This window comes from Streptomyces chilikensis, from assembly GCF_001642695.1.
GTDB lineage: Bacteria > Actinomycetota > Actinomycetes > Streptomycetales > Streptomycetaceae > Streptomyces > Streptomyces chilikensis.
In genome coordinates, this window is sequence record NZ_LWCC02000005.1 from 3,892,666 (window position 1) to 3,918,428 (window position 25,763).

Here is a 25,763-nt window from a genome sequence, read left to right on the forward strand (position 1 = left end):
ACTGCACGGCCTGTCGGTCCAGCTCGCCGAGGCCCTCGCCGAGTACTGGCACGCCCGGGTCCGCTCCGAACTCGGCTACGCGGGCGAGGACCCGGACGACATGAGCGGCATGTTCGAGCTCAAGTACCGCGGCGCCCGCTTCTCCCTCGGCTACGGGGCCTGCCCCGACCTGGAGGACCGGGCCAAGATCGCCGAGCTGCTCAAGCCGGAGCGCATCGGCGTCCACCTCTCCGAGGAGTTCCAGCTCCACCCGGAGCAGTCCACCGACGCCATCGTCATCCACCACCCCGAGGCGAAGTACTTCAACGCCCGCTGAGCGCGTCCACGACCCGCCGGACGCCGTCCGCCACCCCTCGCCGACGGGCGATCCGCCCGAACCGGTCGTACACTGGTCGATCCGCCGCAGGCCGGCCGCCCTCCCCGCACGGGGAGGGCGGCCGGCCTGCCGGTCCCTGGCGTTCCACATCCCTCTGCGCAAGGAGGTCTCCACGGATGACCAGTACGGTCCCCGCCACCACGACCCGGACGGCCGAGGAGTCCGGCCTCCAGGCGGTACTGCTCGACATGGACGGCACCCTGGTGGACACCGAGGGCTTCTGGTGGGACGTGGAGCGGGAGGTCTTCGCGGCCCTGGGCCACACCCTGAAGGAGTCCTGGCGGCAGGTCGTGGTGGGCGGGCCGATGAGCCGCAGCGCCGGGTTCCTGATCGAGGCCACCGGCGCCGACATCGGGCTGGAGGAGCTCTCCGTCCTGCTCAACCAGGGCTTCGAGGCGCGCATCGAGGAACACCTGCCGCTGATGCCGGGCGCCGCCCGCCTGCTCGCCGAGCTCCACGCCCACGACGTCCCCACCGCCCTGGTCTCCGCCTCGCACCGCCGGGTCATCGACCGGGTGCTCACCGCCCTCGGCGCCCACCACTTCCACCTCACCGTGGCCGGCGACGAGGTGCCGCGCACCAAGCCGCACCCCGACCCCTACCTGCTCGCCGCGACCGGACTGGGCGCCGACCCCACCCGCTGCGCGGTCGTCGAGGACACCGCCACCGGTGTCGCCGCCGCCGAGGCGGCCGGCTGCCAGGTGGTCGTGGTGCCGTCCGTCGCCCCGCTGCACCCCGGTCCCGGCCGCACCGTCGTGAAGTCGCTCGAAGAGGTCGACCTGCGTTTCCTGCGGTTCCTGGTCACGCCTCACCGGCGCCTTCGGGGCACCGAATAGACGCAGGGCGTCCACCATTCGTCCACCCCGCCCCGGCGGGACACTCACCCACCGTGTTTCCGGGAATACGAAAAAGTGAGAGCATCTCACCCACCGCGATAGCCGGGCGCCTTTTCGGGTTTCTTTTCCGCCGATCATTCCTGTGACCTTCGCCACGTCGGAGGGGGTCGACGGCGGCGCCCCTCCGCGAGGGAACCCCCGCTCACCCTTCGGGCGGGGGTTCTTTGTGCCCGGTTTGGGGAAATGCCGCACGAATCCTTCCGCGACGCCGTTGCCGCTGCGTCCGCGTCCGGTTCCGAAGCGTGACGGCAAATCGGCTGCGGTCCGTTCCGGACGTCACCCCGGCGGCGGCTAATGTCGGCCGCGAGAAACATCCTTCGCACCCGCGACCCGACGCGCACCACCCTCGGCCCGCCGGGTACGCGGAATACCGACAGCCTGGAGACGTCCGAGCATGAACCGCAAGAACTTGGCGCTACCGGCCGTGATAGGCCTGGTCGCTCCGCTGATCGCCGCCTGCGGCGGATCCGACGGCGGTTCGGACGCCCTGCCGGTCAGGGTCGGCACCACCGATCAGGTCGCCGCCTCGGCCGAGGCCCCCGCCCCGCTCGACCCCGCGTACGCCTACGACGTCGGCTCCTGGAACGTCCTGCGCCAGACGATGCAGACCCTGCTCGCCCAGCCCCGGGGCGGCGGCGACCCGCAGCCCGAGGCCGCCGAGAGCTGCGAGTTCACCGACACGGGCAACGAGCGGTACTCCTGCACCCTGCGCAAGGGCCTGAAGTTCGCCGACGGGGACCCCGTCACCGCGGACGACGTCAAGTACTCCCTCGAGCGGGTCCTGCGCATCGACTCCGACAGCGGTGTCGCCGGTCTGCTCTCCACCGTGGACACGGTGGAGACCCGCGGCGAGCGCGAGGTGGTCTTCCACCTGAACTCCGCCGACGCCACCTTCCCGTACAAGCTCTCCACCCCGGTCGCCTCCATCGTCGACCCGGACGAGTACCCCGAGGGCAAGCTCCTCGAGGGCTTCGAGGCCCACGGCTCCGGCCTGTACACGTTCGAGGCCGAGGTCAAGGACGGCGCCCTCGCGAAGGCCGTCTTCACCCGGAACCCGAACTACCGGGGCTCCCTGGAGACCGCCAACGAGCGGGCCGAACTGATCGCCTTCGACACCGCCGAGAAGATGGCCGACGCCATCACCGCGGGCGACATCGACGTGATGTCGAGGACGCTCACGCCCAAGCAGGTGAAGGAGCTGGACGGCAACCGCGACGACGCCGTCGACCTGGTCAAGATGTCCGGTCTCGACATCCGTTACCTGGCCTTCGACACCGGTGCCCCGGCCGTGCAGAACAAAGCGGTCCGCCAGGCGATCGCGCAGATCGTGAACCGCGAGGAGCTGGTCGCCGAGGTCTACGACTCCCAGTCCGAACCGCTCTACTCGCTCGTCCCGGCCACCATCACCGGCCACTCCAACTCCTTCTTCAACAGGTACGGCGAGCCCAGCGTCCCCAAGGCGGCGAAGATCCTCTCCGAGGCCGGCATCAGCACCCCGGTGCCGCTCGACCTCCACTTCACGCTGGACCACTACGGCTCCGCCACCGAGCAGGAGTTCGACGTGCTGGCCGAGCAGCTCAACGACAGCGGGCTGTTCAAGGTGAGCGAACCCCAGGGCGCACCGTGGAAGGAGTTCCGCCCGGCGTCCCTGAAGGGCAAGTACGAGGTCTGGGGCATGGGCTGGTTCCCCGACTTCCCGGACGCGGACAACTACCTGGCGCCGTTCCTCGACAAGAAGAACATCCTCGGCACCCCCTACGCCAACGCCAAGGTGCAGCAGAGCCTCATCCCCCGCTCGCGGCGCGAGCCCGACCGGACGGACGCGGTGACGAGCCTGACGGAGATGCAGGAGATCGTCGCCGAGGACGTGCCGGTGCTGCCGCTGTGGCAGGGCAAGCAGTACGTCGCCGCCCGCGAGGGCGTCATGGGCGCGGCCTACGCGCTCAACTCCGCCTCCGAGCTGCAGCTCTGGGAGCTGAGCCGGGGCGCGGGCTCCGAGTGAGCCGCCCTTCCGCCGGCCCCGAGGGGCCGGCGGAAGGTCTCTCCTCTTCGCCACCGGGCTCGGCCGAGCCCGGTCTCCCCATCCCACGCACGACAAGGCTCATCACGTGAAGAGACATCATCGGTGGCCGGTTCTGCCCGCGCTCGCCGCCCTGTCCGCGGGTCTGCTCGCCGGCTGCGGCACGGGTGAGGAGACGGGAGGGAGCGGCGACTCCACGGTCGTCGTCGGCATGACCGACGACGTGCTCGCCACCGACCCGGCCTCCGGTTACGACCCCGGCTCCTGGCTGCTGTTCAACAACGTCTTCCAGTCGCTGCTCTCCTTCCCCCGCGGCGGGATCGAGCCGAAGCCGGAGGCCGCGGAGGAGTGCCACTTCAGCGACGAGCAGACCCGGGTCTTCCAGTGCACGCTCCGCGACGGCCTGGAGTTCAGCAACGGCGACCCCTTCACGTCCGAGGACGTGAAGTTCACCTTCGACCGCATGCTGAAGATCAACGACCCGTCCGGCCCGGCCGTCATGTTCACCTCGCTCGACAAGGTCGAGACGCCGGACGAGAAGACCGTCGTCTTCAAGCTGAAGTTCCCCGACGCGACCTTCCCCAGCAAGATCGCCTCGGGCGCCGGCTCGATCGTCCCGCGCGGCGAGTACCCGGCCGACAAGCTGCGTGAGGACGGCGAAGCCGTCGGCTCCGGTCCCTACCGGCTCGACTCGTTCGACGAGGACGAGGCCGTCTTCTCCCTCAACACCGGCTACAAGGGCACCGCCGAGACGCGCAACGCGGGCGTCACCCTCAAGCTCTTCCGCGGCGACCGCGCCGCCCTCAGGACCGCGCTGGCCGAGGGCGAGGTCGACGTGGCCTACCGAGGCCTGGCCGCCGGCGACATCGCGGAGATCGAGCGGAACAGCACCGGCGACGAGGAGATATCGGTGCTGGAGGGCAACAGCGCCGAGGTCCAGCACCTCGTCTTCAACGTCAAGGACCCGGTCGTCGGCAACCCCGGCGTCCGCAAGGCCATCGCCTACCTGCTGGACCGCGAGGCCCTGATCGACGAGGTGTACGAGCAGACCGCCACGCCGCTGTACTCGATCGTCCCCGCGGGCATCACCGGCCACAACACGGCCTTCTTCGACACCTACGGCGGCAAGCCGTCCAAGGCCGCCGCGGCGCGGGCGCTGACGGAGGCGGGCGTCACCGACAAGGTGAAGCTGACCCTGTGGTCCACCCCGGACCGCTACGGTCCGTCCACCGACGACGAGTTCGAGGCGATCGCCGAGCAGCTCAACGCGAGCGGGCTGTTCGACGCCGAGGTGAAGTCGGTGAAGTTCGCGCAGTACGAGAAGGACATCGCCGACGGCAAGTACGGCGTCTACGTCAAGGGCTGGGTGCCGGACTACCCGGATCCGGAGAACTTCACCGGCCCGTTCTTCGGCGAGGGCAACGTCCTCGGCAACAACTACGAGAACAAGACCATCACCGAGAAGCTCGTCCCGGCGACCGCCGCCCAGCGGGACCGCGCCGCCACGGCCAACGACTACGGCCAGCTGCAGGACATCGTGGCCGAGGAACTGCCGATCCTGCCCCTGTGGCAGGCCAAGCAGTACGCGGTCGTCCGTGACGGCGTGTACGGCCTGGAGAAGTGCCTGGACGCCTCGACGGTGTTCCGCTTCTGGGAGATCAGCAAGAACACCTGACCTCCGGCCGCACGACGGCGCCCCCCGCCCCGGTCCACGGGTGGGGGGCGCCGCCGTGCGCGCGGGTCCGGCTCACCGGCCGCCGGGACGCACCAGACCGCTCTCGTACGCGTACACCGCCGCCTGCACCCGGTCGCGCAGCCCCAGCTTGGTCAGGACGTGCCCGACGTGGGTCTTCACGGTCGTCTCGCCGACGAACAGGTCCGCCGCGATCTCCGCGTTCGACAGGCCGCGCGCCACCAGCTTCAGCACCTCCACCTCGCGCTCGGTCAGCGTGCGCAGCGCGTCCGGCACCGTCTCCTCGCCCGACGGCAGGTGGGTGGCGTACTTGTCCAGCAGCCGCCGGGTGATGCTGGGCGCCAGCATCGCCTCCCCGGCCGCCACCACGCGGATCGCCTGCACCAGCTCGTGCGCCGGGGCGTCCTTCAGCAGGAAGCCGCTGGCGCCCGCGCGCAGCGCCTCCACCACGTACTCGTCCAGGTCGAAGGTGGTCAGCACCAGCACCTTGGCCGGGCCGTCGCGCTCCGGGCCGGTGATGCGGCGGGTCGCCTCCACCCCGTCCATCCGCGGCATCCGGATGTCCATCAGGACCACGTCCGGCTGCATCGCCCGGACCTGGTCCACGGCCTGCCGCCCGTCGCCGGCCTCGCCGACGACGGCGATGTCCGGCTCGGCCTCCAGGATCATCCTGAACCCGGTGCGCAGCAGGGGCTGGTCGTCCACCAGCAGGACGCGGATCGCCACGTGACATCTCCCTCGGTCTCCGGCCGGCGACGCAACCCCCGGCGGCCGGCGCGGTTCATTCTGCCGTGTGCGGCGCGGGCGCGGGCGCGGGCGGGGGGACCGGCAGCGGATACGGCGGGGGCGTGCCGCCGAACTCCGGACAGCGGTCCTGGTGGTCGCACCAGTCGCAGAGCCGGCCGCGGCGGGGACGCCACTCGCCGGTCGCCGTGGCCTGCGCGATCGCCTCCCACAGGGCGAGCAGCTTGCGCTCCACCCGCTGGAGGTCCGCGGGGACCGGGTCGTACGTCACCACGTCGCCGCTGCCGAGGTACACCAGCTGAAGGCGGCGCGGCAGCACCCGCTTCAGCCGCCACACCACCAGGGCGTAGAACTTCATCTGGAACAGCGCCTCCTCCGCGTACTGGGGGCGGGGGGCCCTGCCGGTCTTGTAGTCCACGATCCGGACCTCGCCGGTGGGCGCCACGTCGACGCGGTCGATGATCCCGCGCAGCCGCAGGCCGGACTCCAGTTCCGTCTCCACCGTGAACTCCCGCTCCACGGGCTCCAGGCGGGTCGGGTCCTCCAGCGTGAACCAGCGCTCCACCAGCCGCTCGGCCTCCTCCAGCCAGCGGGCCAGACGGGCGCCGTCGGGGTCGTCGGCGAACAGCTCCGCCACCTCGGGACGGCTCTCGCGCAGCCGCTCCCACTGCCCGGGCAGCAGGTCGCGGGCGCGGGGCGCGGTCCGCTCGGCGGCGGGGGCGTCGAAGAGGCGCTCCAGCACCGCGTGCACCAGCGTGCCGCGGACGGCGGCCTCGCTGGGCTTCTCCGGCAGGCGGTCGATCACCCGGAAGCGGTAGAGCAGCGGGCACCGCATGAAGTCCGCGGCGCGGGAGGGAGAGAGCGACCTCGGGGGCGAGGCGGCGGGTGCGGCCGGGGCGTCCGCCGGCGCCTCCGCCTCCGCCCGGTGCGGTGCGGCCGTCGCGGCTTGCGGAGCCGCGGTCGGGGCGGCGCTGCTGGTCTCCATGCCATCAGACCTTACGGCCCGGCGCCGACGGACGGTGACCGCACCGGACATGGGCGCCGTCACAGCGGGAAAGGCTCAGGGGGGTGCCAGGGCGTGCGATGCGGGTCACGCCGCATAACATCGGACTCGAGCCGAATCCACCGCACGCGGGCGCGTGGAGGGCGAACGCTTTCGGACGAGGGGACAACCGGCGTGGAGCAGAGCGGCGCGAGCGAGGACCCGCGGCCCGAGGACGACGCCGCGGGACCGGTGCCGCGCCCGTGCCGTCGCCGCCGGACGCCGCCCGGCCCGGTGACGCGGCCGAGCGGCCGGAGGGCGCGGGACGGGGGGACGACACCCCCGCCCGCCGCGAGCCCGGCGTGCCCGTGGCCGGGGACGCAGGCGCCGGCGCCCGTGCCGAGGGGGAGGACCCGGCGGCGTCCGGCCGGAAGGAGCCGGCGGGGCAGCCGGGGGAGACCCCGTCGGGGCGCACGCTCGCCGGAGGCCACGGGCCGGTGAAGGCGCGGGACGCGCAGGGCGACGGCCGGGACGCGGAGCCCCGCAGCGGCCTGCTGATGGGACGCCCCTTCGGCGTCCCCGTCTACGTCTCGCCCAGCTTCTTCCTGGTCGCCGCCTTGATCACCTGGGTCTTCGGCGACCGGCTCGAGCCGATCCTCCCCGACCTCGGCGCCGCCCGTTACCTGGTCTCGCTCTCCTTCGCCCTGGCCCTCTACGCCTCCGTGCTCGTCCACGAACTGGCGCACACCGTCGCCGCCCTCCGTTTCAAGCTGCCGGTGCGCCGCATCCAGCTCCAGTTCTTCGGCGGCTTCTCGGACATCGGCAAGGAGTCCGAGACCCCCGGACGCGAGTTCGTGCTGGCCTTCGTCGGCCCGCTGCTCTCCCTCGTCCTGGCCGGTCTCTTCTACCTGTCGCTCCTCGCCGTCGAGCCCGGCACCGTGCCCGGCGTCCTGCTGGGCGGACTGATGATCTCCAACCTGATCGTCGCCGCCTTCAACCTGCTCCCCGGCCTCCCCCTGGACGGCGGCCGGATGCTCCGCGCCGTGGTCTGGAAGATCACCGGAAGGCCCATGAGCGGCACGGTCGCCGCCGCCTGGGCCGGCCGGGCGCTGGCCGTTGCCGTCCTGATCGGCTTCCCGCTGCTCACCCGCTCCGGCGCCGTCGGCGAGGCCCAGACCGAGGGCATGGACACGGTCCTGGACGCCCTGCTCGCCGCCATCGTCGCCGCGATCATGTGGACCGGCGCCGGCAACAGCCTCCGCATGGCCCGGCTGCGCGAGCACCTGCCCGACCTGCGCGCCCGCACCCTCACCCGCCGCGCCGTGCCCGTGCAGCCGGACACCTCCGTCTCCGAGGCGCTGCGCCGCGCCAACGAGGCCGGCGCCCGCGCCCTCGTCGTGGTGGACGCGTCGGGCGTGCCGGTCTCCCTGGTCCGCGAGAGCGGCATCGCCGGCGTCCTCGAGCACCGCCGCCCCTGGGTCGCCGTGGGCACCCTGGCGACCGGCCTCACCGAGGGCATGCGGATCTCCGCCGAGCTGGAGGGCGAGGAACTGCTGGAGGCCCTGCGCACCACCCCCGCCACGGAGTACCTGGTGGTCGAGGAGACCGGCGAGATCTACGGCGTCCTCTCCGCCGCCGACGTCGAGCAGGCGTTCGTCAAGGCCATGACCCGTCCCCGCTGAGACCGGCCGGTCGGGACACCCTCCGCGGACCGGTAGGCTGGTCACATGTCCGAACCGACCGGTGCCGCCCGCAGGCGCGGGCCCTTCAAGGTCGGGGACCAGGTTCAGCTGACCGACCCCAAGGGCCGCCACTACACGTTCACGCTGGAAGCGGGAAAGAACTTCCACACCCACAAGGGTTCCTTCCCGCACGACGAGCTGATCGGCGCCCCCGAGGGCAGCGTTGTCCGCACCACGGGGAACGTCGCCTATCTGGCGCTGCGCCCCCTGCTCCCCGACTACGTCCTGTCCATGCCCCGCGGCGCCGCCGTGGTCTACCCCAAGGACGCGGGGCAGATCCTCGCCTTCGCCGACATCTTCCCCGGCGCGCGCGTCGTGGAGGCCGGCGTCGGCTCCGGATCCCTCAGCTCCTTCCTGCTGCGCGCCATCGGCGACCAGGGCATGCTGCACTCCTACGAGCGCCGCGAGGACTTCGCGGAGATCGCCCGGCAGAACGTGGAGCGCTACTTCGGCGGCCCGCACCCGGCCTGGCAGCTCACCGTGGGCGACCTCCAGGACAACCTGAGCGACACCGACGTCGACCGGGTCATCCTCGACATGCTCGCCCCCTGGGAGTGCCTGGAGGCCGTCTCCAAGGCCCTCGTCCCCGGCGGCATCCTCTGCTGCTACGTGGCCACCACCACGCAGCTCGCCCGCACCGTCGAGTCCATCCGTGAGATGGGCTGCTTCAACGAGCCGACGGCCTGGGAGACGATGATCCGCAACTGGCACATCGAGGGCCTCGCGGTCCGCCCGGACCACCGGATGATCGGCCACACCGGCTTCCTGCTCACCGCCCGCCGCCTCGCGGACGGCGTCGAGCCGCCCATGCGCCGCCGCCGCCCCGCCAAGGGCGCCTACGGCGAGGACTACGCCGGCCCCAACGCCGACGGCGGCTCCCGCTAGCCCGCGACAGCACCGCCCGGCGCGCGCACCCCGTGCGCACGCCCCGCAACTCCCCGGCGCACCGGCCGGGTTGCCGCGCACCGCCCGGCAATCCGGGCGGTGCGCCCTGCTGTTGGCGGACCTCCCGCCGGCGCGGGGCCGCCGGGTGCCGTGCCCGCCGGGTGGACGACCCGCGCACACCCTCACCCCACGGTTCCCGGCCACTGTGACGTGTGGCACGATGCTGGGCATCCCACCGGCACCGTCCCTCCACGGGAGACACCCACTCGTGCAGCACTCCGACGTCCCGGACCTGGCACTCCCGCACGCCTTCCCCCGCCCCGTCCACTGGCTCGCGACGGCCGTCGCCATCGCCTGCGTGACGGCCCTCTCCTCCCTGGTGCAGCCCGGCCACGCCAAGGCGGTGCAGCCCGAGGACGGCAAGGCCGCGACGGCCGCCCCCGCCGAGCGCACGGCGCCGGACCCCTCCGCCGTGCGCCTCCCCCTCGACTGCGGCGGCGTCGCCGATCCGGTGGTCGCCCGGCAGACCGCCGGCGACCTCGACGGCGACGGCAGCCCCGAGACGGTCGCCGCCGTGCACTGCGACAGCGCCATGGGGACGCCGCCCGACGCCGTCTACGTCCTCACCCGTGCGGCGGACACCGGCAGGCCGCGCCTCGTCGCCACGCTGATGGGACCGGAGGAACGCCGCACCGTGACCGGGCTGGCGGTGCGCGACGGCCAGGTCGAGGCCACCGTGCTCGGCTACTCCTCGGCGGACGTGCCCAGTTGCTGCCCGGACGTCGAGGAGGACGTCAACTGGCGCTGGGCCGACGGCGCGTTCCACCGCGGCTCTCCGGACGACACCGAACAGGTCTGAGCGCGGCACCGCCTGCCACCCGGTCACGGCCGTTGACGTTCACTGCTTTCGATCCACGATCCTTGGGTATCTCCCTGGCAGTGAGGGAGAGCGCAAGGGTGAAGATCGGACACCTTCCGACGGTCTTTGTGATCTAGGGTTTCAATCGACACCCGCCCAGGTAGGGTCTGGAAGCGTCCAGCTCCCCTTGGAGGAGGTGAGGACCGTGGCAGCCCACGACGACGACATGAACCGCGGCATCCGCCCGGGTCGAGGGTCCGAGGACCCGGCCGGGCAGATCGCCTACCTTGAGCAGGAGATCGCCGTCCTGCGACGCAAGCTCGCCGACTCTCCGCGGCACACGAGACTTCTCGAAGAGCGGATCGTCGAGCTGCAGACCAATCTGGCCGGCGTGTCCGCGCAGAACGAGCGGCTCGCCGGCACTCTCCGGGAGGCCCGCGACCAGATCGTGGCCCTGAAGGAGGAGGTCGACCGGCTCGCCCAGCCGCCGGCCGGGTTCGGCGTGTTCCTCGCGGCGAACGAGGACGGCACGGCCGACATCTTCACCGGCGGCCGCAAGCTCCGGGTGAACGTCAGCCCCACCATCGACCTCGACGAGCTCCGGCGCGGCCAGGAGGTGATGCTCAACGAGGCGCTCAACGTGGTCGCCGCCATGGAGTTCGAGCGCGTCGGCGAGATCGTCACCCTCAAGGAGATCCTCGAGGACGGCGAGCGCGCCCTGGTGATCGGGCACACCGACGAGGAGAAGGTGGTCCGGCTCGCCGAACCCCTGCTCGACGTCACCATCCGGGCCGGCGACGCCCTGCTGCTCGAACCCCGCTCCGGCTACGTCTACGAGGTCGTGCCCAAGAGCGAGGTCGAGGAGCTGGTCCTCGAAGAGGTGCCCGACATCGGGTACGACCAGATCGGCGGTCTCGGCGGCCAGATCGAGGCCATCCGGGACGCGGTCGAGCTCCCGTACCTCTACCCGGACCTCTTCAAGGAGCACGAGCTGCGCCCGCCCAAGGGCGTCCTGCTCTACGGCCCGCCCGGATGCGGCAAGACGCTCATCGCCAAGGCCGTGGCGAACTCGCTGGCCAAGAAGGTCGCCGAGGTCACCGGTCAGGCCGCGGGGAAGAGCTTCTTCCTCAACATCAAGGGCCCCGAGCTCCTGAACAAGTACGTCGGCGAGACCGAGCGGCAGATCCGCCTGGTCTTCCAGCGGGCCCGTGAGAAGGCCAGCGAGGGCACGCCCGTCATCGTCTTCTTCGACGAGATGGAGTCCCTCTTCCGCACCCGCGGCTCGGGCGTCAGCTCGGACGTCGAGAACACCATCGTCCCCCAGCTCCTCGCCGAGATCGACGGCGTCGAGGGGCTGCAGAACGTGGTCGTGATCGGCGCCTCCAACCGCGAGGACATGATCGACCCGGCGATCCTGCGGCCGGGCCGGCTCGACGTGAAGATCAAGATCGAGCGTCCGGACGCCGAGGCGGCCAAGGACATCTTCGGGAAGTACCTCACCGAGCGTCTGCCGCTCCACGGGGACGACATGGCCGAGCACGGCGGCGACAAGTCCGCCACCGTCCAGGCCATGATCCAGTCCGCGGTCGAGCACATGTACGCGGAGTCAGAGGAGAACCGCTTCCTGGAGGTCACCTACGCCAACGGCGACAAGGAGGTCCTGTACTTCAAGGACTTCAACTCCGGCGCCATGATCGAGAACATCGTGGGCCGCGCCAAGAAGATGGCGATCAAGGACTTCCTGGACAAGGACCAGAAGGGCTTGAGGGTCTCCCACCTCCTCCAGGCGTGCGTGGACGAGTTCAAGGAGAACGAGGACCTGCCCAACACGACCAACCCGGACGACTGGGCCCGGATCTCCGGCAAGAAGGGCGAGCGGATCGTGTACATCCGCACGCTGATCACCGGAAAGCAGGGTTCGGACACCGGACGGTCCATCGACACGGTGGCCAACACCGGCCAGTACCTGTAACGAGAAGGGGGCGGCCGCGGGTGTCCTTCGGGGCGTCCGCGGCCGCCTGCTCTCCCGCTCCGCCCGGAAGGCCGGCAGGGCGCCGCGGGAGGGACAAAGAGACGAATGATCTCCCCGCCGGCGCAAAGGCGTTCTAGGCTCTTCGGTACCACCGCTTTGCCGCCGCGGGCAGACCGGGAAGGGCACCGCACCTGCGCCGGAGCACGGGTGGTACGTGAGGGCCGCCCCCGACCGAGGGCGCCGCCGGGCAAGGAGGGCCGCATGACCGTACGGCGAGTGATGGGCATCGAGACGGAGTACGGGATCTCCGTCCCCGGTCACCCCAACGCCAATGCCATGCTCACCTCGTCCCAGATCGTCAACGCCTACGCGGCGGCGATGCACCGGGCCCGGCGGGCCCGCTGGGACTTCGAGGAGGAGAACCCGCTGCGGGACGCGCGCGGCTTCGACCTGGCGCGGGAGGTCGCCGACTCCAGCCAGCTCACGGACGAGGACATCGGCCTCGCCAACGTGATCCTGACCAACGGCGCCCGTCTCTACGTGGACCACGCACATCCCGAGTACAGCGCCCCCGAGGTCACCAACCCGCGGGACGCGGTGCTGTGGGACAAGGCGGGCGAGCGGATCATGGCCGAGGCCGCCGAGCGGGCGGCCCAGCTGCCCGGCGCGCAGCCCATCCACCTCTACAAGAACAACACCGACAACAAGGGCGCCTCCTACGGGACGCACGAGAACTACCTGATGAAGCGGGAGACCGCCTTCTCGGACATCGTGCGCCACCTGACGCCCTTCTTCGTCTCCCGCCAGGTCTTCACGGGCGCCGGCCGGGTCGGCATCGGCCAGGACGGCAACGAGCACGGCTTCCAGCTGAGCCAGCGGGCCGACTACTTCGAGGTCGAGGTGGGCCTCGAGACGACGCTGAAGCGGCCCATCATCAACACCCGCGACGAGCCGCACGCGGACGCGGAGAAGTACCGCCGCCTGCACGTGATCATCGGCGACGCCAACCTCTCGGAGATCTCCACCTACCTCAAGCTCGGCACCACCTCCCTGGTCCTCTCCATGATCGAGGACGGCTTCATCGCCGTCGACCTGGCCGTGGACCAGCCCGTGCGCACGCTGCACCAGGTGTCGCACGACCCGACGCTCCGGCGCCTGGTCGTCCTGCGCAGCGGCCGCAAGCTCACCGCGGTGCAGCTCCAGATGGAGTACTACGAGCTGGCCCGCAAGTACGTGGAGGAGCGCTACGGGGCCGACGCCGACGACCAGACCAAGGACGTGCTCTCCCGCTGGGAGGACGTCCTGAGCCGTCTGGAGAACGACCCGATGAGCCTGGCCGGCGAGCTGGACTGGGTGGCCAAGCGGGAGCTCATGGAGGGCTACCGCCGCCGGGACACCCTGGACTGGGACGCCCCCCGGCTCCACCTGGTCGACCTGCAGTACGCCGACGTGCGGCCCGACAAGGGCCTCTACAACCGTCTGGCGGCCCGCGGGCGGATGAAGCGGCTGCTCGGCGAGGAGGAGGTGCTCAGGGCCGTCACGCAGCCTCCTGAGGACACCCGGGCCTACTTCCGGGGCCGGTGCCTCGAGCAGTACGCGGACGACGTGGCCGCGGCCTCCTGGGACTCGGTGATCTTCGACCTGCCCGGCCGTGACTCCCTGCAGCGGGTGCCCACGCTGGAGCCGCTGCGCGGCACCCGGGCGCACGTCAAGGAGCTGCTCGACCGGTGCCGGACGGCGGAGGAGCTGGTCAAGGTGCTGAGCGGCAACAACTGATCGATCTTCCGCCCGGCGATCGGGGTGGGATTGGTTCCGAAGGGGAATCATCGGGATGGTTTCTCCGTGTGAGGGAACTGTGGGGTCGATGTCGGGCCCTGCTTGTAGGGTCTGATCAAGAACGTCGAACCGAGCGGGGTGAGGGTTATGGCGACCAAGGACACCGGCGGCGGACAGCAGAAGGCCACGCGGTCGACCGAGGAGGTCGACGAGCAGGCGCAGGACGCGCAGGCGAGCGAGGACCTGAAGGAACGGCAGGAGGCGCTGAGCGACGACGTCGACTCCGTGCTGGACGAGATCGACGACGTGCTCGAGTCCAACGCCGAGGAATTCGTGCGGTCGTTCGTTCAGAAGGGCGGCCAGTAAGGCCTGAGCGCCTTCGAAGCCAAGGCACAGAGCCGGGCACGGGGGCTGCTCGCGGGCAGCCCCCGTGCTTCGGCACACCGAGGTGGATCATCGCCGGGGTGCGGGTAGGGTCCCTGCCGTAACTGTGCTTCAGCTTGCTTCATCCGCATCGTGCGGAAGCCGTGTTCTTCGGAAGGAAATGCGTGGAAGCCAACACTCGTGACACCGGGCGACTGCCGGCCGCCTTCCTGACCCCCGGGTCCTCCTCGTTCATGGATTTCCTGGCCGGCCACCAGCCGCAGATGCTGCCCGGGAACCGGCAGCTGCCGCCCACCCAGGGCGTCGTCGAGGCCCCGCACGGCACCACCATCGTGGCGGTGACGTTCCCGGGCGGTGTGGTCCTGGCCGGTGACCGGCGGGCCACCATGGGCAACGTGATCGCCCAGCGCGACATCGAGAAGGTGTTCCCGGCCGACGAGTACTCCGCGGTGGGCATCGCGGGCACCGCCGGTCTGGCCGTGGAGATGGTGAAGCTGTTCCAGCTCGAGCTGGAACACTTCGAGAAGGTCGAGGGCGCCCAGCTCTCCCTCGAGGGCAAGGCCAACCGGCTGTCGACGATGATCCGGTCGAACCTCGGCATGGCCATGCAGGGCCTGGCCGTGGTGCCGCTGTTCGCGGGGTACGACCTCGACCGCCGCAAGGGCCGGATCTTCTCCTACGACGTCACGGGCGGCCGTTCCGACGAACAGCAGGGTTTCGCGGCCACGGGCTCCGGCTCGCTGTTCGCGCGCGGCTCGATGAAGAAGCTCTACCGCGACGACCTGACGGAGGAGCAGGCCACCACGCTGGTCGTCCAGGCCCTGTACGACGCGGCCGACGACGACTCGGCGACGGGCGGCCCGGACATGGCCCGCCGGATCTTCCCGATCGTCACCGTGATCACCGAGGACGGGTTCCGCAGGCTGACGGACGAGGAGTCCTCGGGGATCGCCCGTTCGGTCCTCGACCGCCGGCTCCAGGAGCCCGACGGCCCGCGCGCCGCGCTGCTCTGACGGCGCGTCGCGACTTCGCGGACCCTCGAGGACGATCCCTGTGACTTCTACGGAACCTTTGACGGAAAGGGACGGATAACCGGTGTCGACGCCGTTCTATGTCTCACCCCAGCAGGCGATGGCGGACCGGGCGGAATACGCCCGCAAGGGCATCGCGCGCGGCCGCAGTCTGGTCGTGCTGCAGTACGCCGACGGCATCGTCTTCGTCGGTGAGAACCCGTCCCGCGCACTGCACAAGTTCAGCGAGATCTACGACCGCATCGGCTTCGCCGCGGCGGGCAAGTACAACGAGTACGAGAACCTGCGCATCGGCGGCGTCCGCTACGCGGACCTGCGCGGCTACACCTACGACCGGGGCGACGTGACCGCGCGCGGCCTGGCCAACGTGTACGCGCAGACGCTGGGCACCATCTTCTCCAGCGCGGGGGAGAAGCCCTACGAGGTCGAGCTGGTGGTGGCCGAGGTCGGCGAGACCCCCGAGGGCGACCAGATCTACCGGCTGCCGCACGACGGCTCCATCGTCGACGAGCACGGCTCGGTCGCGGTCGGCGGCAACGCCGAGCAGATCAGCTCCTACCTGGACCAGCGCCACCGGGAGGGCATGACCCTCGCCGAGGCGCTCAAGCTGGCCGTGCAGGCGCTCTCCCGCGACACCAGCGGCACCGAGCGGGAGATCCCCGCGGAGCGCCTGGAGGTGGCCGTGCTGGACCGCACCCGGCCCCAGCGGCGGAAGTTCCGCCGGATCACCGGACCGCGCCTGGAGCGCCTGCTGACGGCGGGCGACGAGGGCGGCGCCACGGTCTCCGACGCCGGGAAGGCGGAGGGCCCGGAGGACTCCTCGCCCTCCTCCGACAGCTGACGGCCTCCTCCGACAGCTGACGGCCTCCTCCGGCGGCCGGCGGTCCGAGGGCCGTCGGTCCGGGGACCGGGGCCGCCGGGAGCCGCGGAGGGCTTCGCACCTGTGCCGCGTGCGCACGGTTCGCCGTGCGCACGCGGCACCGTCGTGTCCGGGCCCGGCCGGCGGGGCCCGGCCCGGCGGTCAGGGGGCGGCGGCGAGGGGCGGGGGCGGGGGAGCGGTGGAGCCCCGGACGACCAGGTCGACCGGGATGTCGTGGGTGACCGGGGCGCGGCCGTCGATCACCGACAGCAGGGCCTCCATGCCGCGCTCGCCGGTCAGTTCCGCGTCCAGGCGGACGGTGGTGAGCTCCGGCTCCAGCGCCACCGCGAGGACCTGGTCGTCGACCCCGGTCACCGACAGGTCCCGGGGGATCCGCAGCCCCAGCCGGCGGGCCGCCTTGTAGGCGCCCACGGCGAGCAGGTCGTCGTCGCAGACCACCGCGGTCGGGCGGGGCCCCGGCGCGGTCAGCGCCGCCTCCACGGCGGCGCGGCCCCCCTCCGCGGTCATCGGGGAGACGGCCGTGGCCAGCGTGGCGTCCCGCGCCTCCGCCAGCCGGGCCTCCAGCGCCCGGGCGCGCTGTCCGAAGGTCCACGAGGGCACGTCGGCCCGCAGGTGGAGGAACCGGCGGTGGCCCAGGCCGAGCAGGTGGCCGGCGACCCGGCGGACGCCGTCGGCGATGTCCAGGTTGACGGTGGCGGCGCCCGGCGAGGTGTGGGGCTCGCTGTCGAGCATCACCAGGGGGAGGCGGTCGCCGCGCAGCACGGTCAGCGCCTGGGCCGCCATCGACGAGGCCAGCACGCCGTCCAGCGCGGCCGGCGCCGAGGCGAACGGGTCGCGCGCCGGGCCGACGCCGGCCGGGGAGGGGTAGAGCACGATCGAGAAGCCGTGCGCCGCGGCCACCCGCGCCGCGCCGGTGTGCACGCCGGCGAAGAAGTGCGTGGTCAGCGAGGGAACCACCAGCAGCACCGTCCGGGTGCGGCCGGTGCGGAGGTTCCGGGCCGCCAGGTTGGGGCGGTAGCCCAGGCTGCGCGCGGCCTCCCGGACCCGCTCCGCGGTGGGCGCGGAGATCCGGCCCTGCCACTTGCCGCCCATGACGAGGGAGACGGAGGCCTGGGAGACGCCGGCCTCGCGGGCCACGTCCCGGCTGGTCGGGCGGGTCTTGCCTGGTGGGGGCATCGTCGGCGCGCTCTCCGTCTGGACCGAGGATCAGTGGACATGCTACGTATGACGCTCACGTTATACGTAAAACGGAGGAGCGCTGCATGTTTTCGCGGTACCTGGAGATCCTCAAGGCCCGGCATGCCGCGCGCCTCCTGGCGGGGACGCTGGTGGGCCGGCTGCCCAACGCCACCTCGGCCATCGCCATCGTGCTGTTCGTCAGATCCGAGGGCGGCTCGTACACCCTGGCGGGCGTGCTCGCCGCCGTGTACGGCGTCGCCAACGCCGTGGGCCAGCCCGTGCTGGGCCGGCTGGTCGACCTGCACGGCCAGCCGCGGGTGCAGCTGCCCGCCGCCGTGCTCGCCGCGGCCGCCATGGCCGTCTTCGCCTTCACCGGCATCGACCCGCTGCCCCTGGCCTACCTGGCCACGGCCGCCGCGGGCCTGTTCACCCCGCCGCTGGAGGGCGGGCTGCGCGCCCTGTGGCCCTCCGTGCTGCGCCGCGACGACCAGATCCACACCGCCTACGCCATGGACGCGGTGGCCCAGGAGGTCATGTTCACGGTCGGCCCGCTGCTGGTCTCGCTCTTCGTCGCCGTCTGGTCGCCGATGGCGGCCCTGATCGCGCTCAACGCGATCGGGGTGCTCGGCGCCCTGTCCGTCGTCGTCTCGCCGCCCTCGAAGGCCTGGCGGTCCGCGCCCCGCGAGGCGCACTGGCTGGGCGCGCTGCGCTCCGGCGGGCTGCTGGTCCTGCTGGGCGCGCTGTTCTTCGTCGGCATAGCCCTCGGCTCCATCACCGTCGCCGCGACCGCCTACGCCGACGGCACCGGCGGCGGGGACTCCGTGTACGCCGCCCTGCTCGCCGCCCTCGGTTTCGGCGCCCTGGTCGGCGGCGGGGTCTACGGGGCCCGCGAATGGTCCGGACCGCCCGAGCGGCGCCTGGCGGTGCTGGTCGCGCTGCTGACGGCCGGCTACGTCCCCCTGGTCGCCATGCCCGGCCCCGCGCCGATGACCCTGCTGGCCGCGCTGGCGGGCGTCTTCCTGGCGCCCACCATCGCCTGCGCCTTCGTCCTGGTGGACCGGCACGCCCCGCGCGGCACGGTCACCGAGGCGTTCTCCTGGCTGGTGACCACCTTCACCGTCGGCCAGTCGGTCGGCACCGGCGTCACCGGGCCGGTCCTCGAACTGTTCGGGACCCGCGCCGGTTTCGCCGCCCCGGCCGCCGCCGGAACCGTGTCGCTGCTCGTGCTGTTCGCCTTCCGGAGGGTCCTGGCCGGGCCCGGAAAACCCGGGACGGTCGCCACCGGATCGGAAAATGATCCGAATCGGGCCGTCGAACCCCGTTTCAGCTCGGGTGATCGGGCGTAATGTTCAGACATGGACCGCCGCATTTTCGGGCTGGAGAACGAGTACGGCGTCACGTGCACGTTCAGGGGACAGCGCCGTCTGTCGCCTGACGAGGTGGCGCGGTACCTCTTCCGGCGTGTCGTGTCATGGGGCCGCAGCAGCAACGTGTTTCTGCGAAACGGCGCCCGCCTCTATCTCGACGTGGGTTCGCATCCGGAATACGCGACACCGGAATGCGACAACGTGACGGAGCTCGTCACCCACGACAAGGCCGGCGAGCGCATTCTCGAAGGACTTCTCGTCGACGCGGAACGCCGCCTGCACGAGGAGGGAATCGCGGGCGACGTCTATCTCTTCAAGAACAACACCGACTCGGCGGGGAACTCGTACGGCTGCCACGAGAACTACCTGGTGGCCCGGCACGGAGAGTTCTCCCGGCTGGCGGACATCCTGATCCCGTTCCTCGTCACCCGGCAGCTGCTGTGCGGGGCGGGCAAGGTCCTCCAGACCCCGCGCGGCGCGGTGTACTGCGTCAGCCAGCGGGCCGAGCACATCTGGGAGGGCGTCTCCTCGGCGACCACCCGCTCGAGGCCCATCATCAACACCCGCGACGAGCCGCACGCCGACGCCGAGCGCTACCGCCGGCTGCACGTGATCGTCGGCGACTCCAACATGTCGGAGACGACCATGCTGCTCAAGGTCGGGGCCACCGACCTGGTGCTGCGCATGATCGAGGCCGGCACGGTGATGCGCGACCTCACCCTGGAGAACCCCATCCGGGCCATCCGCGAGGTCAGCCACGACATCACCGGGCGCCGCAAGGTGCGCCTGGCCAGCGGCCGGGAGGCGTCGGCGCTGGAGGTGCAGCGCGAGTACTACGAGAAGGCCTGCGAGTTCGTCGACCGGCGGGGCATCCGCACCGGCGTCGTCGAGCAGGTCCTCGAGCTGTGGGGCCGCACCCTGGACGCGATCGAGACGGAGGACCTCGACAAGGTCGGCACCGAGATCGACTGGGTGATCAAGTACAAGCTGCTGGAGCGCTACCGCGCCAAGCACAACATGACCATGTCGAACCCGCGGGTCGCCCAGATAGACCTCGCCTACCACGACATCCACCGCCGCCGCGGCCTCTACTACCTGCTGGAGCGCAACGGCCAGGCCAAGCGGATCTGCAACGACGTCAAGATCTTCGAGGGCAAGTCGGTGCCGCCGCAGACCACGCGGGCCCGGCTGCGCGGAGACTTCATCAAGCGGGCGCAGGAGCAGCGCCGCGACTTCACGGTGGACTGGGTCCACCTGAAGCTCAACGACCAGGCGCAGCGCACGGTCCTGTGCAAGGACCCGTTCCGCTCGGTCGACGACCGGGTGGAGAAGCTCATCGCCGGCATGTAGCCGGCCCGGGAAGGACGACAGCGCGGCGCGTGCGGGGGCCCGGAGCCGATCCGGACCCCCGCCGCGTCCGTACGGGGGCGGCGGGGCGGGAAAGCCGTAGAGTGGCGCGGGACGCCCACTCGAAGATCGACCGATAGAGGCCCTCATCGTGCGCCGACGCTCACTCCTTCTGGCCGTTCCCGCCGGACTGGCCACCCTCTCCGCCTGCGGCTCCGACTCGCCGGACAAGGAGGCGGACGCCACGGCCAGCCCGTCGCCGCAGTCGCCCAGCGCGGCCCCGCCGCCGAAGATCGTGGACGGTCCGCTGCCCGAGATCACCGCGGGCAAGGAGTTCGGGCAGAAGCCGACGGTGGCCAAGGGGTCCGGCACCCCCTCGAAGGACCTCGCGGTGCGCACCGTGATCGCCGGGAACGGCCGCACGGTCGCCGAGAACGACTTCATCCAGGCGCAGTACCTCGGCCAGAACTGGGCGAACGCCAAGGTCTTCGACAACTCCTTCGACCGCGGGACGCCGATCGTCATCCAGCTCGCCCAGGGCAGCATCATCGACGGCTGGCGCTACGGGCTGTCCGGCAAGAAGGCCGGCAGCCGCGTGATGATGGCGGTCCCGCCCACCTGGGGCTACGGCGAGCAGGGCAACGCGCAGGCCGGAATCAAGGGCGACGACACCCTGGTGTTCGTGATCGACATCGAGAACACCTTCAACGCCCGCAGCTCCGCCGAGGGGAAGGCGGTCCCCCAGGACTCCACGCTGCCCGAGGTCGGCACCAACACCGACGGCAAGGCCCCTTCGCTCGAGATCCCCAGGACCGCGCCCCCGAAGGACCTCGTCTCCGAGTACGTCCTCGAGGGGGACGGGCCCACGGTGGAGAAGGACAGCACCGTGCTGGTGCAGTACAAGGGCGTGCTCTGGGCGGACGGCAAGGAGTTCGACTCCACCTACGGCCGCGGCCAGCTGACCTCGTTCTCGCTGCAGCAGGTCGTCCCCGGCTGGTCGCAGGGCCTGGCGGGCAAGAAGGTCGGCAGCCGGGTCCTGATCGTGATCCCGCCGAAGCTCGGCTACGGCGACAACCCCCCGCAGGGCAGCCCGATCAAGAAGGACTCGACGCTCGTCTTCACGGTGGACCTGCTGGCGAAGATGTGACGCCCGGGATGGGAGACTGATCCCGTTGCATCTTTTCGTCCATCAGCAGGAGACAGATTCGTGAGCAACGACAAGCCGGAGATCGACTTCCCGGGCGGCGAGCCGCCGGCGGACCTCGAGATCAAGGACATCTGGGAGGGCGACGGCGAGGTGGCCAAGGCCGGCGACATCGTCTCCGTCCACTACGTCGGCGTGGCCTTCTCGACCGGCGAGGAGTTCGACTCGTCGTTCAACCGCGGCACCCCGCTGCGCTTCCAGCTCGGCGTCGGGCAGGTCATCAGCGGCTGGGACCAGGGCGTGCAGGGCATGAAGGTCGGCGGCCGCCGCCAGCTGACCATCCCGCCGCACCTGGCGTACGGCGACCGCGGCGCGGGCCGCGCCATCGGCCCCGGCGAGACGCTGATCTTCGTCTGCGACCTGGTCTCGGTCTGACCCCGGGCCGGCCCGCGAGCGGCCGGCACGCGGTCAAGAACGATCACGACGGGCTCCCAGGGTCCGTGCCCCGGCCGGGGCACGGACCCTCGGCTTTCCCCCCGGGGCCTCGGAGCGGTACGGTCGTCCGTCGGAAGTGACGAGGGAGAGGGCGTAGGGCGTCGTGGCGATTGCCAAGGCAGAGCGGCTGATGAACCTGGCACTGTGCCTGCTGGGCACCCGGCGGCCGCTCAGCAAGCGCGAGCTGCGCGCATCCCTGGAGGCCTACATGGAGGCCACCACCGACGAGTCGTTCAACCGCATGTTCGAGCGGGACAAGGACGACCTGCGGGAGCTCGGACTGGTCATCGAGACCGTCGAGAACCTCGACGGCGAGGTCGGCTACCTGGCCCGCCACGGCTCCAACCAGCTCCCGCCGATCACCCTGGACGCCGAGGAGGCCGCCGCACTGGGCCTGGCCGCCAGCGTCTGGCAGCAGGCCCGGCTGGCCGGGGCGGCCAGCGGCGCCCTGCAGAAGCTGCGCGCCGCCGGACTGCCCGAGGACGTCGACCCGTACGCGACCAACGGCGCGCTCGAGCCGCGCATCCCCGTCCACGAAGCCGCCTTCGAGCCGCTGATGCTGGCCTGCCGCGACCGCCGCCCGGTCGTCTTCGACTACCGCAAGGCCACCGCCGCCGCCCCCGAGCCCCGCCAGGTGGAACCCTGGGCACTGGAGTGCTGGCGCGGTCACTGGTACCTGGCCGGCTGGGACCGCGACCGCGGCGCCGAGCGGGTCTTCCGGCTCTCCCGGATCACCGGCAAGGTCCGCACCCGCACCGGCGCCTTCACCGCCGAGGTCCCCGACGTGGTCCGGGTCCGCGAGACGGTGGCCCGCTGGGCCGGCGAGAGCGCCGAGCGTTCCGCGCTGGTCCGGCTGCGCACCGGCTGCGGCTACCCGCTGCGCGCCCGCGCCACCGCCGTCCGGCCGCTCGGCGACGGCTGGGACGAGGTGGAGATCCCGTACGGCCACGGCCTCGACGCCCTGCTCGTCGAGTTCGGGCCCGACGTGGTGGTGGTGGAGCCGGCCGAACTGCGGGCCGACGTGATCGACCGGCTGCGCGCCGTGGCCAAGGGCTGAGGGGCTCCCTTTGTGGGAACTGCATCGATGAGGGGAACGCCAGCATGACGACCAGCCGGGGCACCCGTCCCGCCAACGCCATCGACCAGACCCGGCGGATGCTCTCCCTGGTCACCTACCTCCGCGAGCGCCCCGGCGCCCGGGTCGCCGACGTGGCCCGCGCCTTCGGCGTCACCGGGGACGAGCTGATCGCCGACCTCGAACTGCTGCCCATGTGCGGCACCAGCTTCCGCGGCGGCGACCTGCTGGACATCGACACCGACGGCGAGCACATCTGGTGGCACAACCCGGCCGCGCTGGCCGCCGAGGCCGCCCAGCCGCTGCGCCTGGCCTCCGACGAGGCCACCGCGCTGCTGGTCGCCGCCCGTGCCGTGGCCACCCTGCCCGGCCTGCGCGAGGGCGACCGGCAGGCGCTGCTGCGCGCCACCGCCAAGGTGGAGACCGCCGCGGGCGAGACCGCCGAGGCCAGCTCCCGCCTGTCGGTGACCTTCGAGTCCGAGGGCGGCGTCTTCGCCGACGTCGACCGGGCGATCTCCGAGGGCCGCCGGCTGTGGATCCGCTACTGGTCCCCGGCCCGCGACGAGGTCACCGAGCGGGAGATCGACCCGATCCGCCTGGTCAGCGTCGGCCACACCTACGTCGAGGCCTGGTGCCGCCGCTCCGAGGCGCGCCGCACCTTCCGCCTGGACCGGGTCGCCGAGATCCGCATCCTCGACGAGCCCTCCGAGCCGCCCCGGATCGAGCCGCGCGACCTGTCCGCCGGACTGGTCCAGCCCTCCGCCGACGACCCGGAGGTCGTGGTCGAGGTCGGGCCGGCCGGCCGCTGGGTCGCCGAGTACTACCCGCACGAGGGCGCCGAGGAGCTCCCCGACGGCGGGCTGCGGATCACCATCCGCACCCCCGCCCCGGAGTCGCTGCGCCGCCTGGCGCTGCGGCTGGGCCCCGACGGCCGGATCGTCGCCCCGGTGGAGCTCGCCGAGAGCGCCCGGCGTGCCGCCCGCGAGGCCCTGGCCGCCTACGGGGAGGACGGCGACGGCCTGTTCGGCACCGGGGCCGCCACCGGCTCCGCCGCCCCGGCGGACACCGCCGGTGCGGGCGCCGCACCGGCCGGCGCGTAGGCTCGCCCCATGTCCGGCGCGATGTTCTGGGCGATGCTCGCCGTCGCCCTCGGTTTCCTGGGGCTCACCGTGCTCGGTGTGCTCGCCGTGCGGGTGTTCCTCGAGGTGCGGCGGCTGGGGACGCAGGTGGAGGAGTCGGCCCGGCGGATCGGCACCGCCGCCGCGGACCTCGAACAGGCCGCGGAGCGGACGGCGCGGGCCGCCGGCCGCCTGTGAGGCTCTCACCTGCGCGAAGACCCGATCCGGTGAGCGCGGGACGGCCCCGGGCGCAGGGCCGGCAGGACGCCCGACCCTGTTCGAGCGGGGGCGGCGGCAGGTACGCTGCTTGCTCGCGGGCCGGAAACGAGGCATCGGCTCGTGTGACCGGGAGTACGTCCGGGGGATGCCCATCGTTCATTCCCGGCCGTTACGATCGCTGACGGAGGCCGGACCGCTGTCCGCCCCCGGCAGCACAACACCCCCAGTGGCCTCGGTGAGAAGGTAAAGACTTATGGGACGGCTCGGACCTACCGAGATCATTCTGATCCTCGTCGTCATCCTGCTGCTGTTCGGCGCCAAGAAGCTTCCCGACATGGCTCGGTCCCTCGGCAAGTCCGCCCGCATCCTCAAGAGCGAGGCCAAGGCGATGAAGGAGGAGGGCAAGAAGGACGAGGCGGCCCCCGCCGGTCCGCCCGCCTCCGACGAGCCCGCGCCGCGTGTCATCCAGGCCGCCCCCGGTGACGTGACCAGCTCGCGCCCGGTGAGCGAGCCCACCGACACGACCAAGCGCTGACGTCCGGGCCGGACTCTCCTCCGGTCTGCCGCACGAGATGAGGATGTGGGTTGCTCAAGTCTGCCCGCAAGAAGGAGAGTGATCCGGAGGGGCGGATGCCCCTTGCGGACCACTTGCGCGAGCTGCGCACCCGGCTGATGAAGGCCGTCATCGCCATCGTCGTGGTCACGGTGGGCGCCGCCTTCTTCTACAACGACATCATCAACTTCTTCACCGAGCCGGTTCTGGACTCGGTGGGCTGCACGATGAGCTTCGCCGAACTTGCGAAGCAGGCCGAGGGCGCCGACCCGTGCGCGCGAATCACCATCAACGGTCTGATCACGCCGTTCACCCTGGCGCTCAAGGTGTCCTTGATGGCCGGTGTGGTTCTCGCCTCGCCGATCTGGCTCTACCAGCTCTGGGGTTTCATCGCCCCCGGTCTGCACAAGAGCGAGAAGAAGTACGCGTACGCCTTCGTCGGCGTGGGCTTCCCCCTCTTCCTGGCCGGCGGCTACTTCGCGTACATGGTCCTGCCGACCTCCGCGAAGGTGCTGATCGAGTTCACCCCGTTCGGCGTGGACAACCTGCTTCCGCTGGACGACCTGCTGGACCTGGTCACCCGCATGGTGATCATCTTCGGTCTCTCCTTCGAACTGCCGCTGCTGCTGGTCATGCTCAACATGAGCGACGTGATCACCGGCCGGCGGATGCTCGGATGGTGGCGCGGGATGATCCTGGGCATCACCCTGTTCTCCGCCTTCGCGACGCCGAGCACGGACCCGTTGACCATGCTCGCCCTGGCCGCGCCGATCTGGCTGCTCTACTTCGCGGCCGTGGGCTTCTCGCTGCTCAACGACCGCCGCAGGCGGCTGCGCGACGAGGCGGGGCCCTCCGACGACGAGGCGTCCGAGCTGGATCTGACGCCCGAGCCGATCGAGGGGACCGAGCCGGTCGCGGTCGCGCCGGTGCTCCCCGAGCAGGCCGGCGGCGGGCGGGCGGAACTTCCCGGCCGGGTCAACGGTTACGACGACGTGACCTGACCGGGCTCCCCTCCGGCGCGCCGGC

At 71.6% G+C, this 25,763-nt stretch carries 24 protein-coding genes; 21 read left to right on the forward strand and 3 right to left on the reverse strand.

Translation table 11 applies throughout. The features are described 5' to 3' along the window. The 4 genes from A2U95_RS17415 to A2U95_RS17430 form a co-directional block, all read left to right on the forward strand. On the forward strand, nucleotides 1-316 hold a 316-nt coding region (locus A2U95_RS17415), incomplete at its 5' end, for a vitamin B12 dependent-methionine synthase activation domain-containing protein (protein ID WP_166023595.1). Between the two features lie 176 nt (nucleotides 317-492). After that, entirely contained in the window at nucleotides 493-1,212 is a 720-nt protein-coding gene (locus A2U95_RS17420) for an HAD family hydrolase (protein WP_166023597.1), read from the forward strand. A gap of 454 nt (nucleotides 1,213-1,666) precedes the next feature. After that, nucleotides 1,667-3,274, forward strand: coding sequence for an ABC transporter substrate-binding protein (locus A2U95_RS17425; protein WP_166023599.1), 1,608 nt, complete (start codon nucleotides 1,667-1,669; stop codon nucleotides 3,272-3,274). Nucleotides 3,275-3,380: 106 nt separating this feature from the next. Continuing rightward, nucleotides 3,381-4,967 carry an ABC transporter substrate-binding protein gene (locus A2U95_RS17430; protein WP_166023600.1) on the forward strand — a complete coding sequence of 529 codons (1,587 nt, stop codon included), beginning with the start codon at nucleotides 3,381-3,383 and terminating at the stop codon, nucleotides 4,965-4,967. A gap of 72 nt (nucleotides 4,968-5,039) precedes the next feature. Here A2U95_RS17430 and A2U95_RS17435 read toward each other — a convergent pair whose 3' ends face one another. Both A2U95_RS17435 and A2U95_RS17440 read right to left on the reverse strand, forming a co-directional pair. Further along, nucleotides 5,040-5,711, reverse strand: a complete 672-nt coding sequence (locus tag A2U95_RS17435; RefSeq protein WP_166023602.1) for a response regulator — start codon at nucleotides 5,709-5,711, stop codon at nucleotides 5,040-5,042. 55 nt (nucleotides 5,712-5,766) lie between these two features. After that, nucleotides 5,767-6,714 (reverse strand): RecB family exonuclease, encoded by a 948-nt coding sequence (locus A2U95_RS17440; RefSeq protein ID WP_166023604.1) that lies wholly within the window; start codon nucleotides 6,712-6,714, stop codon nucleotides 5,767-5,769. Between the two features lie 260 nt (nucleotides 6,715-6,974). Between A2U95_RS17440 and A2U95_RS17445 the strand changes: the two genes are divergently transcribed. From A2U95_RS17445 to prcA, 8 genes are all read left to right on the forward strand, one after another. Beyond that, entirely contained in the window at nucleotides 6,975-8,393 is a 1,419-nt protein-coding gene (locus A2U95_RS17445) for a site-2 protease family protein (RefSeq protein ID WP_240957354.1), read from the forward strand. A 45-nt stretch (nucleotides 8,394-8,438) separates the two neighbouring features. Then, nucleotides 8,439-9,338, forward strand: a complete 900-nt coding sequence (locus A2U95_RS17450) for a tRNA (adenine-N1)-methyltransferase (RefSeq protein ID WP_166023608.1) — start codon at nucleotides 8,439-8,441, stop codon at nucleotides 9,336-9,338. A 268-nt stretch (nucleotides 9,339-9,606) separates the two neighbouring features. Then, nucleotides 9,607-10,197 (forward strand): hypothetical protein, encoded by a 591-nt coding sequence (locus A2U95_RS17455; protein ID WP_166023610.1) that lies wholly within the window; start codon nucleotides 9,607-9,609, stop codon nucleotides 10,195-10,197. Between the two features lie 205 nt (nucleotides 10,198-10,402). Next, nucleotides 10,403-12,169 carry a proteasome ATPase gene (gene arc, locus A2U95_RS17465; RefSeq protein ID WP_166023612.1) on the forward strand — a complete coding sequence of 589 codons (1,767 nt, stop codon included), beginning with the start codon at nucleotides 10,403-10,405 and terminating at the stop codon, nucleotides 12,167-12,169. A 261-nt stretch (nucleotides 12,170-12,430) separates the two neighbouring features. Further along, nucleotides 12,431-13,945 carry a depupylase/deamidase Dop gene (dop, locus tag A2U95_RS17470; protein WP_338104469.1) on the forward strand — a complete coding sequence of 505 codons (1,515 nt, stop codon included), beginning with the start codon at nucleotides 12,431-12,433 and terminating at the stop codon, nucleotides 13,943-13,945. 147 nt (nucleotides 13,946-14,092) lie between these two features. Further along, a complete protein-coding gene (locus tag A2U95_RS17475) occupies nucleotides 14,093-14,311 on the forward strand; it encodes a ubiquitin-like protein Pup (protein ID WP_108956145.1) in 219 nt (72 codons plus the stop codon). Nucleotides 14,312-14,493: 182 nt separating this feature from the next. Continuing rightward, nucleotides 14,494-15,342, forward strand: coding sequence for a proteasome subunit beta (gene prcB, locus A2U95_RS17480; RefSeq protein ID WP_166023614.1), 849 nt, complete (start codon nucleotides 14,494-14,496; stop codon nucleotides 15,340-15,342). Between the two features lie 82 nt (nucleotides 15,343-15,424). After that, entirely contained in the window at nucleotides 15,425-16,201 is a 777-nt protein-coding gene (gene prcA, locus A2U95_RS17485) for a proteasome subunit alpha (RefSeq protein ID WP_166023616.1), read from the forward strand. 180 nt (nucleotides 16,202-16,381) lie between these two features. On the opposite strand, the gene A2U95_RS17490 is transcribed toward prcA, so the two are convergent. Then, nucleotides 16,382-17,416, reverse strand: coding sequence for a LacI family DNA-binding transcriptional regulator (locus tag A2U95_RS17490; RefSeq protein WP_166023619.1), 1,035 nt, complete (start codon nucleotides 17,414-17,416; stop codon nucleotides 16,382-16,384). Between the two features lie 86 nt (nucleotides 17,417-17,502). Here A2U95_RS17490 and A2U95_RS17495 point away from each other — a divergent pair, with 86 nt between their 5' ends. The 9 genes from A2U95_RS17495 (at nucleotide 17,503) to tatC (ending at nucleotide 25,738) form a co-directional block, all read left to right on the forward strand. Beyond that, entirely contained in the window at nucleotides 17,503-18,765 is a 1,263-nt protein-coding gene (locus A2U95_RS17495; protein ID WP_166023621.1) for an MFS transporter, read from the forward strand. 9 nt (nucleotides 18,766-18,774) lie between these two features. Next, nucleotides 18,775-20,136, forward strand: a complete 1,362-nt coding sequence (gene pafA, locus A2U95_RS17500; RefSeq protein ID WP_166023622.1) for a Pup--protein ligase — start codon at nucleotides 18,775-18,777, stop codon at nucleotides 20,134-20,136. 148 nt (nucleotides 20,137-20,284) lie between these two features. Then, complete coding sequence (locus tag A2U95_RS17505) at nucleotides 20,285-21,280, forward strand: FKBP-type peptidyl-prolyl cis-trans isomerase (RefSeq protein WP_166023624.1); 996 nt, start codon at nucleotides 20,285-20,287, stop codon at nucleotides 21,278-21,280. Nucleotides 21,281-21,340: 60 nt separating this feature from the next. Next, a complete protein-coding gene (locus tag A2U95_RS17510; RefSeq protein WP_166023626.1) occupies nucleotides 21,341-21,712 on the forward strand; it encodes an FKBP-type peptidyl-prolyl cis-trans isomerase in 372 nt (123 codons plus the stop codon). Between the two features lie 163 nt (nucleotides 21,713-21,875). Further along, nucleotides 21,876-22,829 (forward strand): helix-turn-helix transcriptional regulator, encoded by a 954-nt coding sequence (locus tag A2U95_RS17515; protein ID WP_166023629.1) that lies wholly within the window; start codon nucleotides 21,876-21,878, stop codon nucleotides 22,827-22,829. A 44-nt stretch (nucleotides 22,830-22,873) separates the two neighbouring features. Then, nucleotides 22,874-23,947, forward strand: a complete 1,074-nt coding sequence (locus A2U95_RS17520) for a helix-turn-helix transcriptional regulator (protein ID WP_166023631.1) — start codon at nucleotides 22,874-22,876, stop codon at nucleotides 23,945-23,947. Nucleotides 23,948-23,968: 21 nt separating this feature from the next. After that, nucleotides 23,969-24,163, forward strand: a complete 195-nt coding sequence (locus tag A2U95_RS17525) for a hypothetical protein (RefSeq protein WP_166025328.1) — start codon at nucleotides 23,969-23,971, stop codon at nucleotides 24,161-24,163. 274 nt (nucleotides 24,164-24,437) lie between these two features. Further along, nucleotides 24,438-24,719: a Sec-independent protein translocase subunit TatA gene (gene tatA, locus A2U95_RS17530; protein ID WP_166023633.1), complete on the forward strand. Its 282-nt coding sequence runs from the start codon at nucleotides 24,438-24,440 to the stop codon at nucleotides 24,717-24,719. Nucleotides 24,720-24,769: 50 nt separating this feature from the next. Then, complete coding sequence (tatC, locus tag A2U95_RS17535; RefSeq protein ID WP_166023635.1) at nucleotides 24,770-25,738, forward strand: twin-arginine translocase subunit TatC; 969 nt, start codon at nucleotides 24,770-24,772, stop codon at nucleotides 25,736-25,738. Nucleotides 25,739-25,763 lie beyond the last annotated feature (25 nt).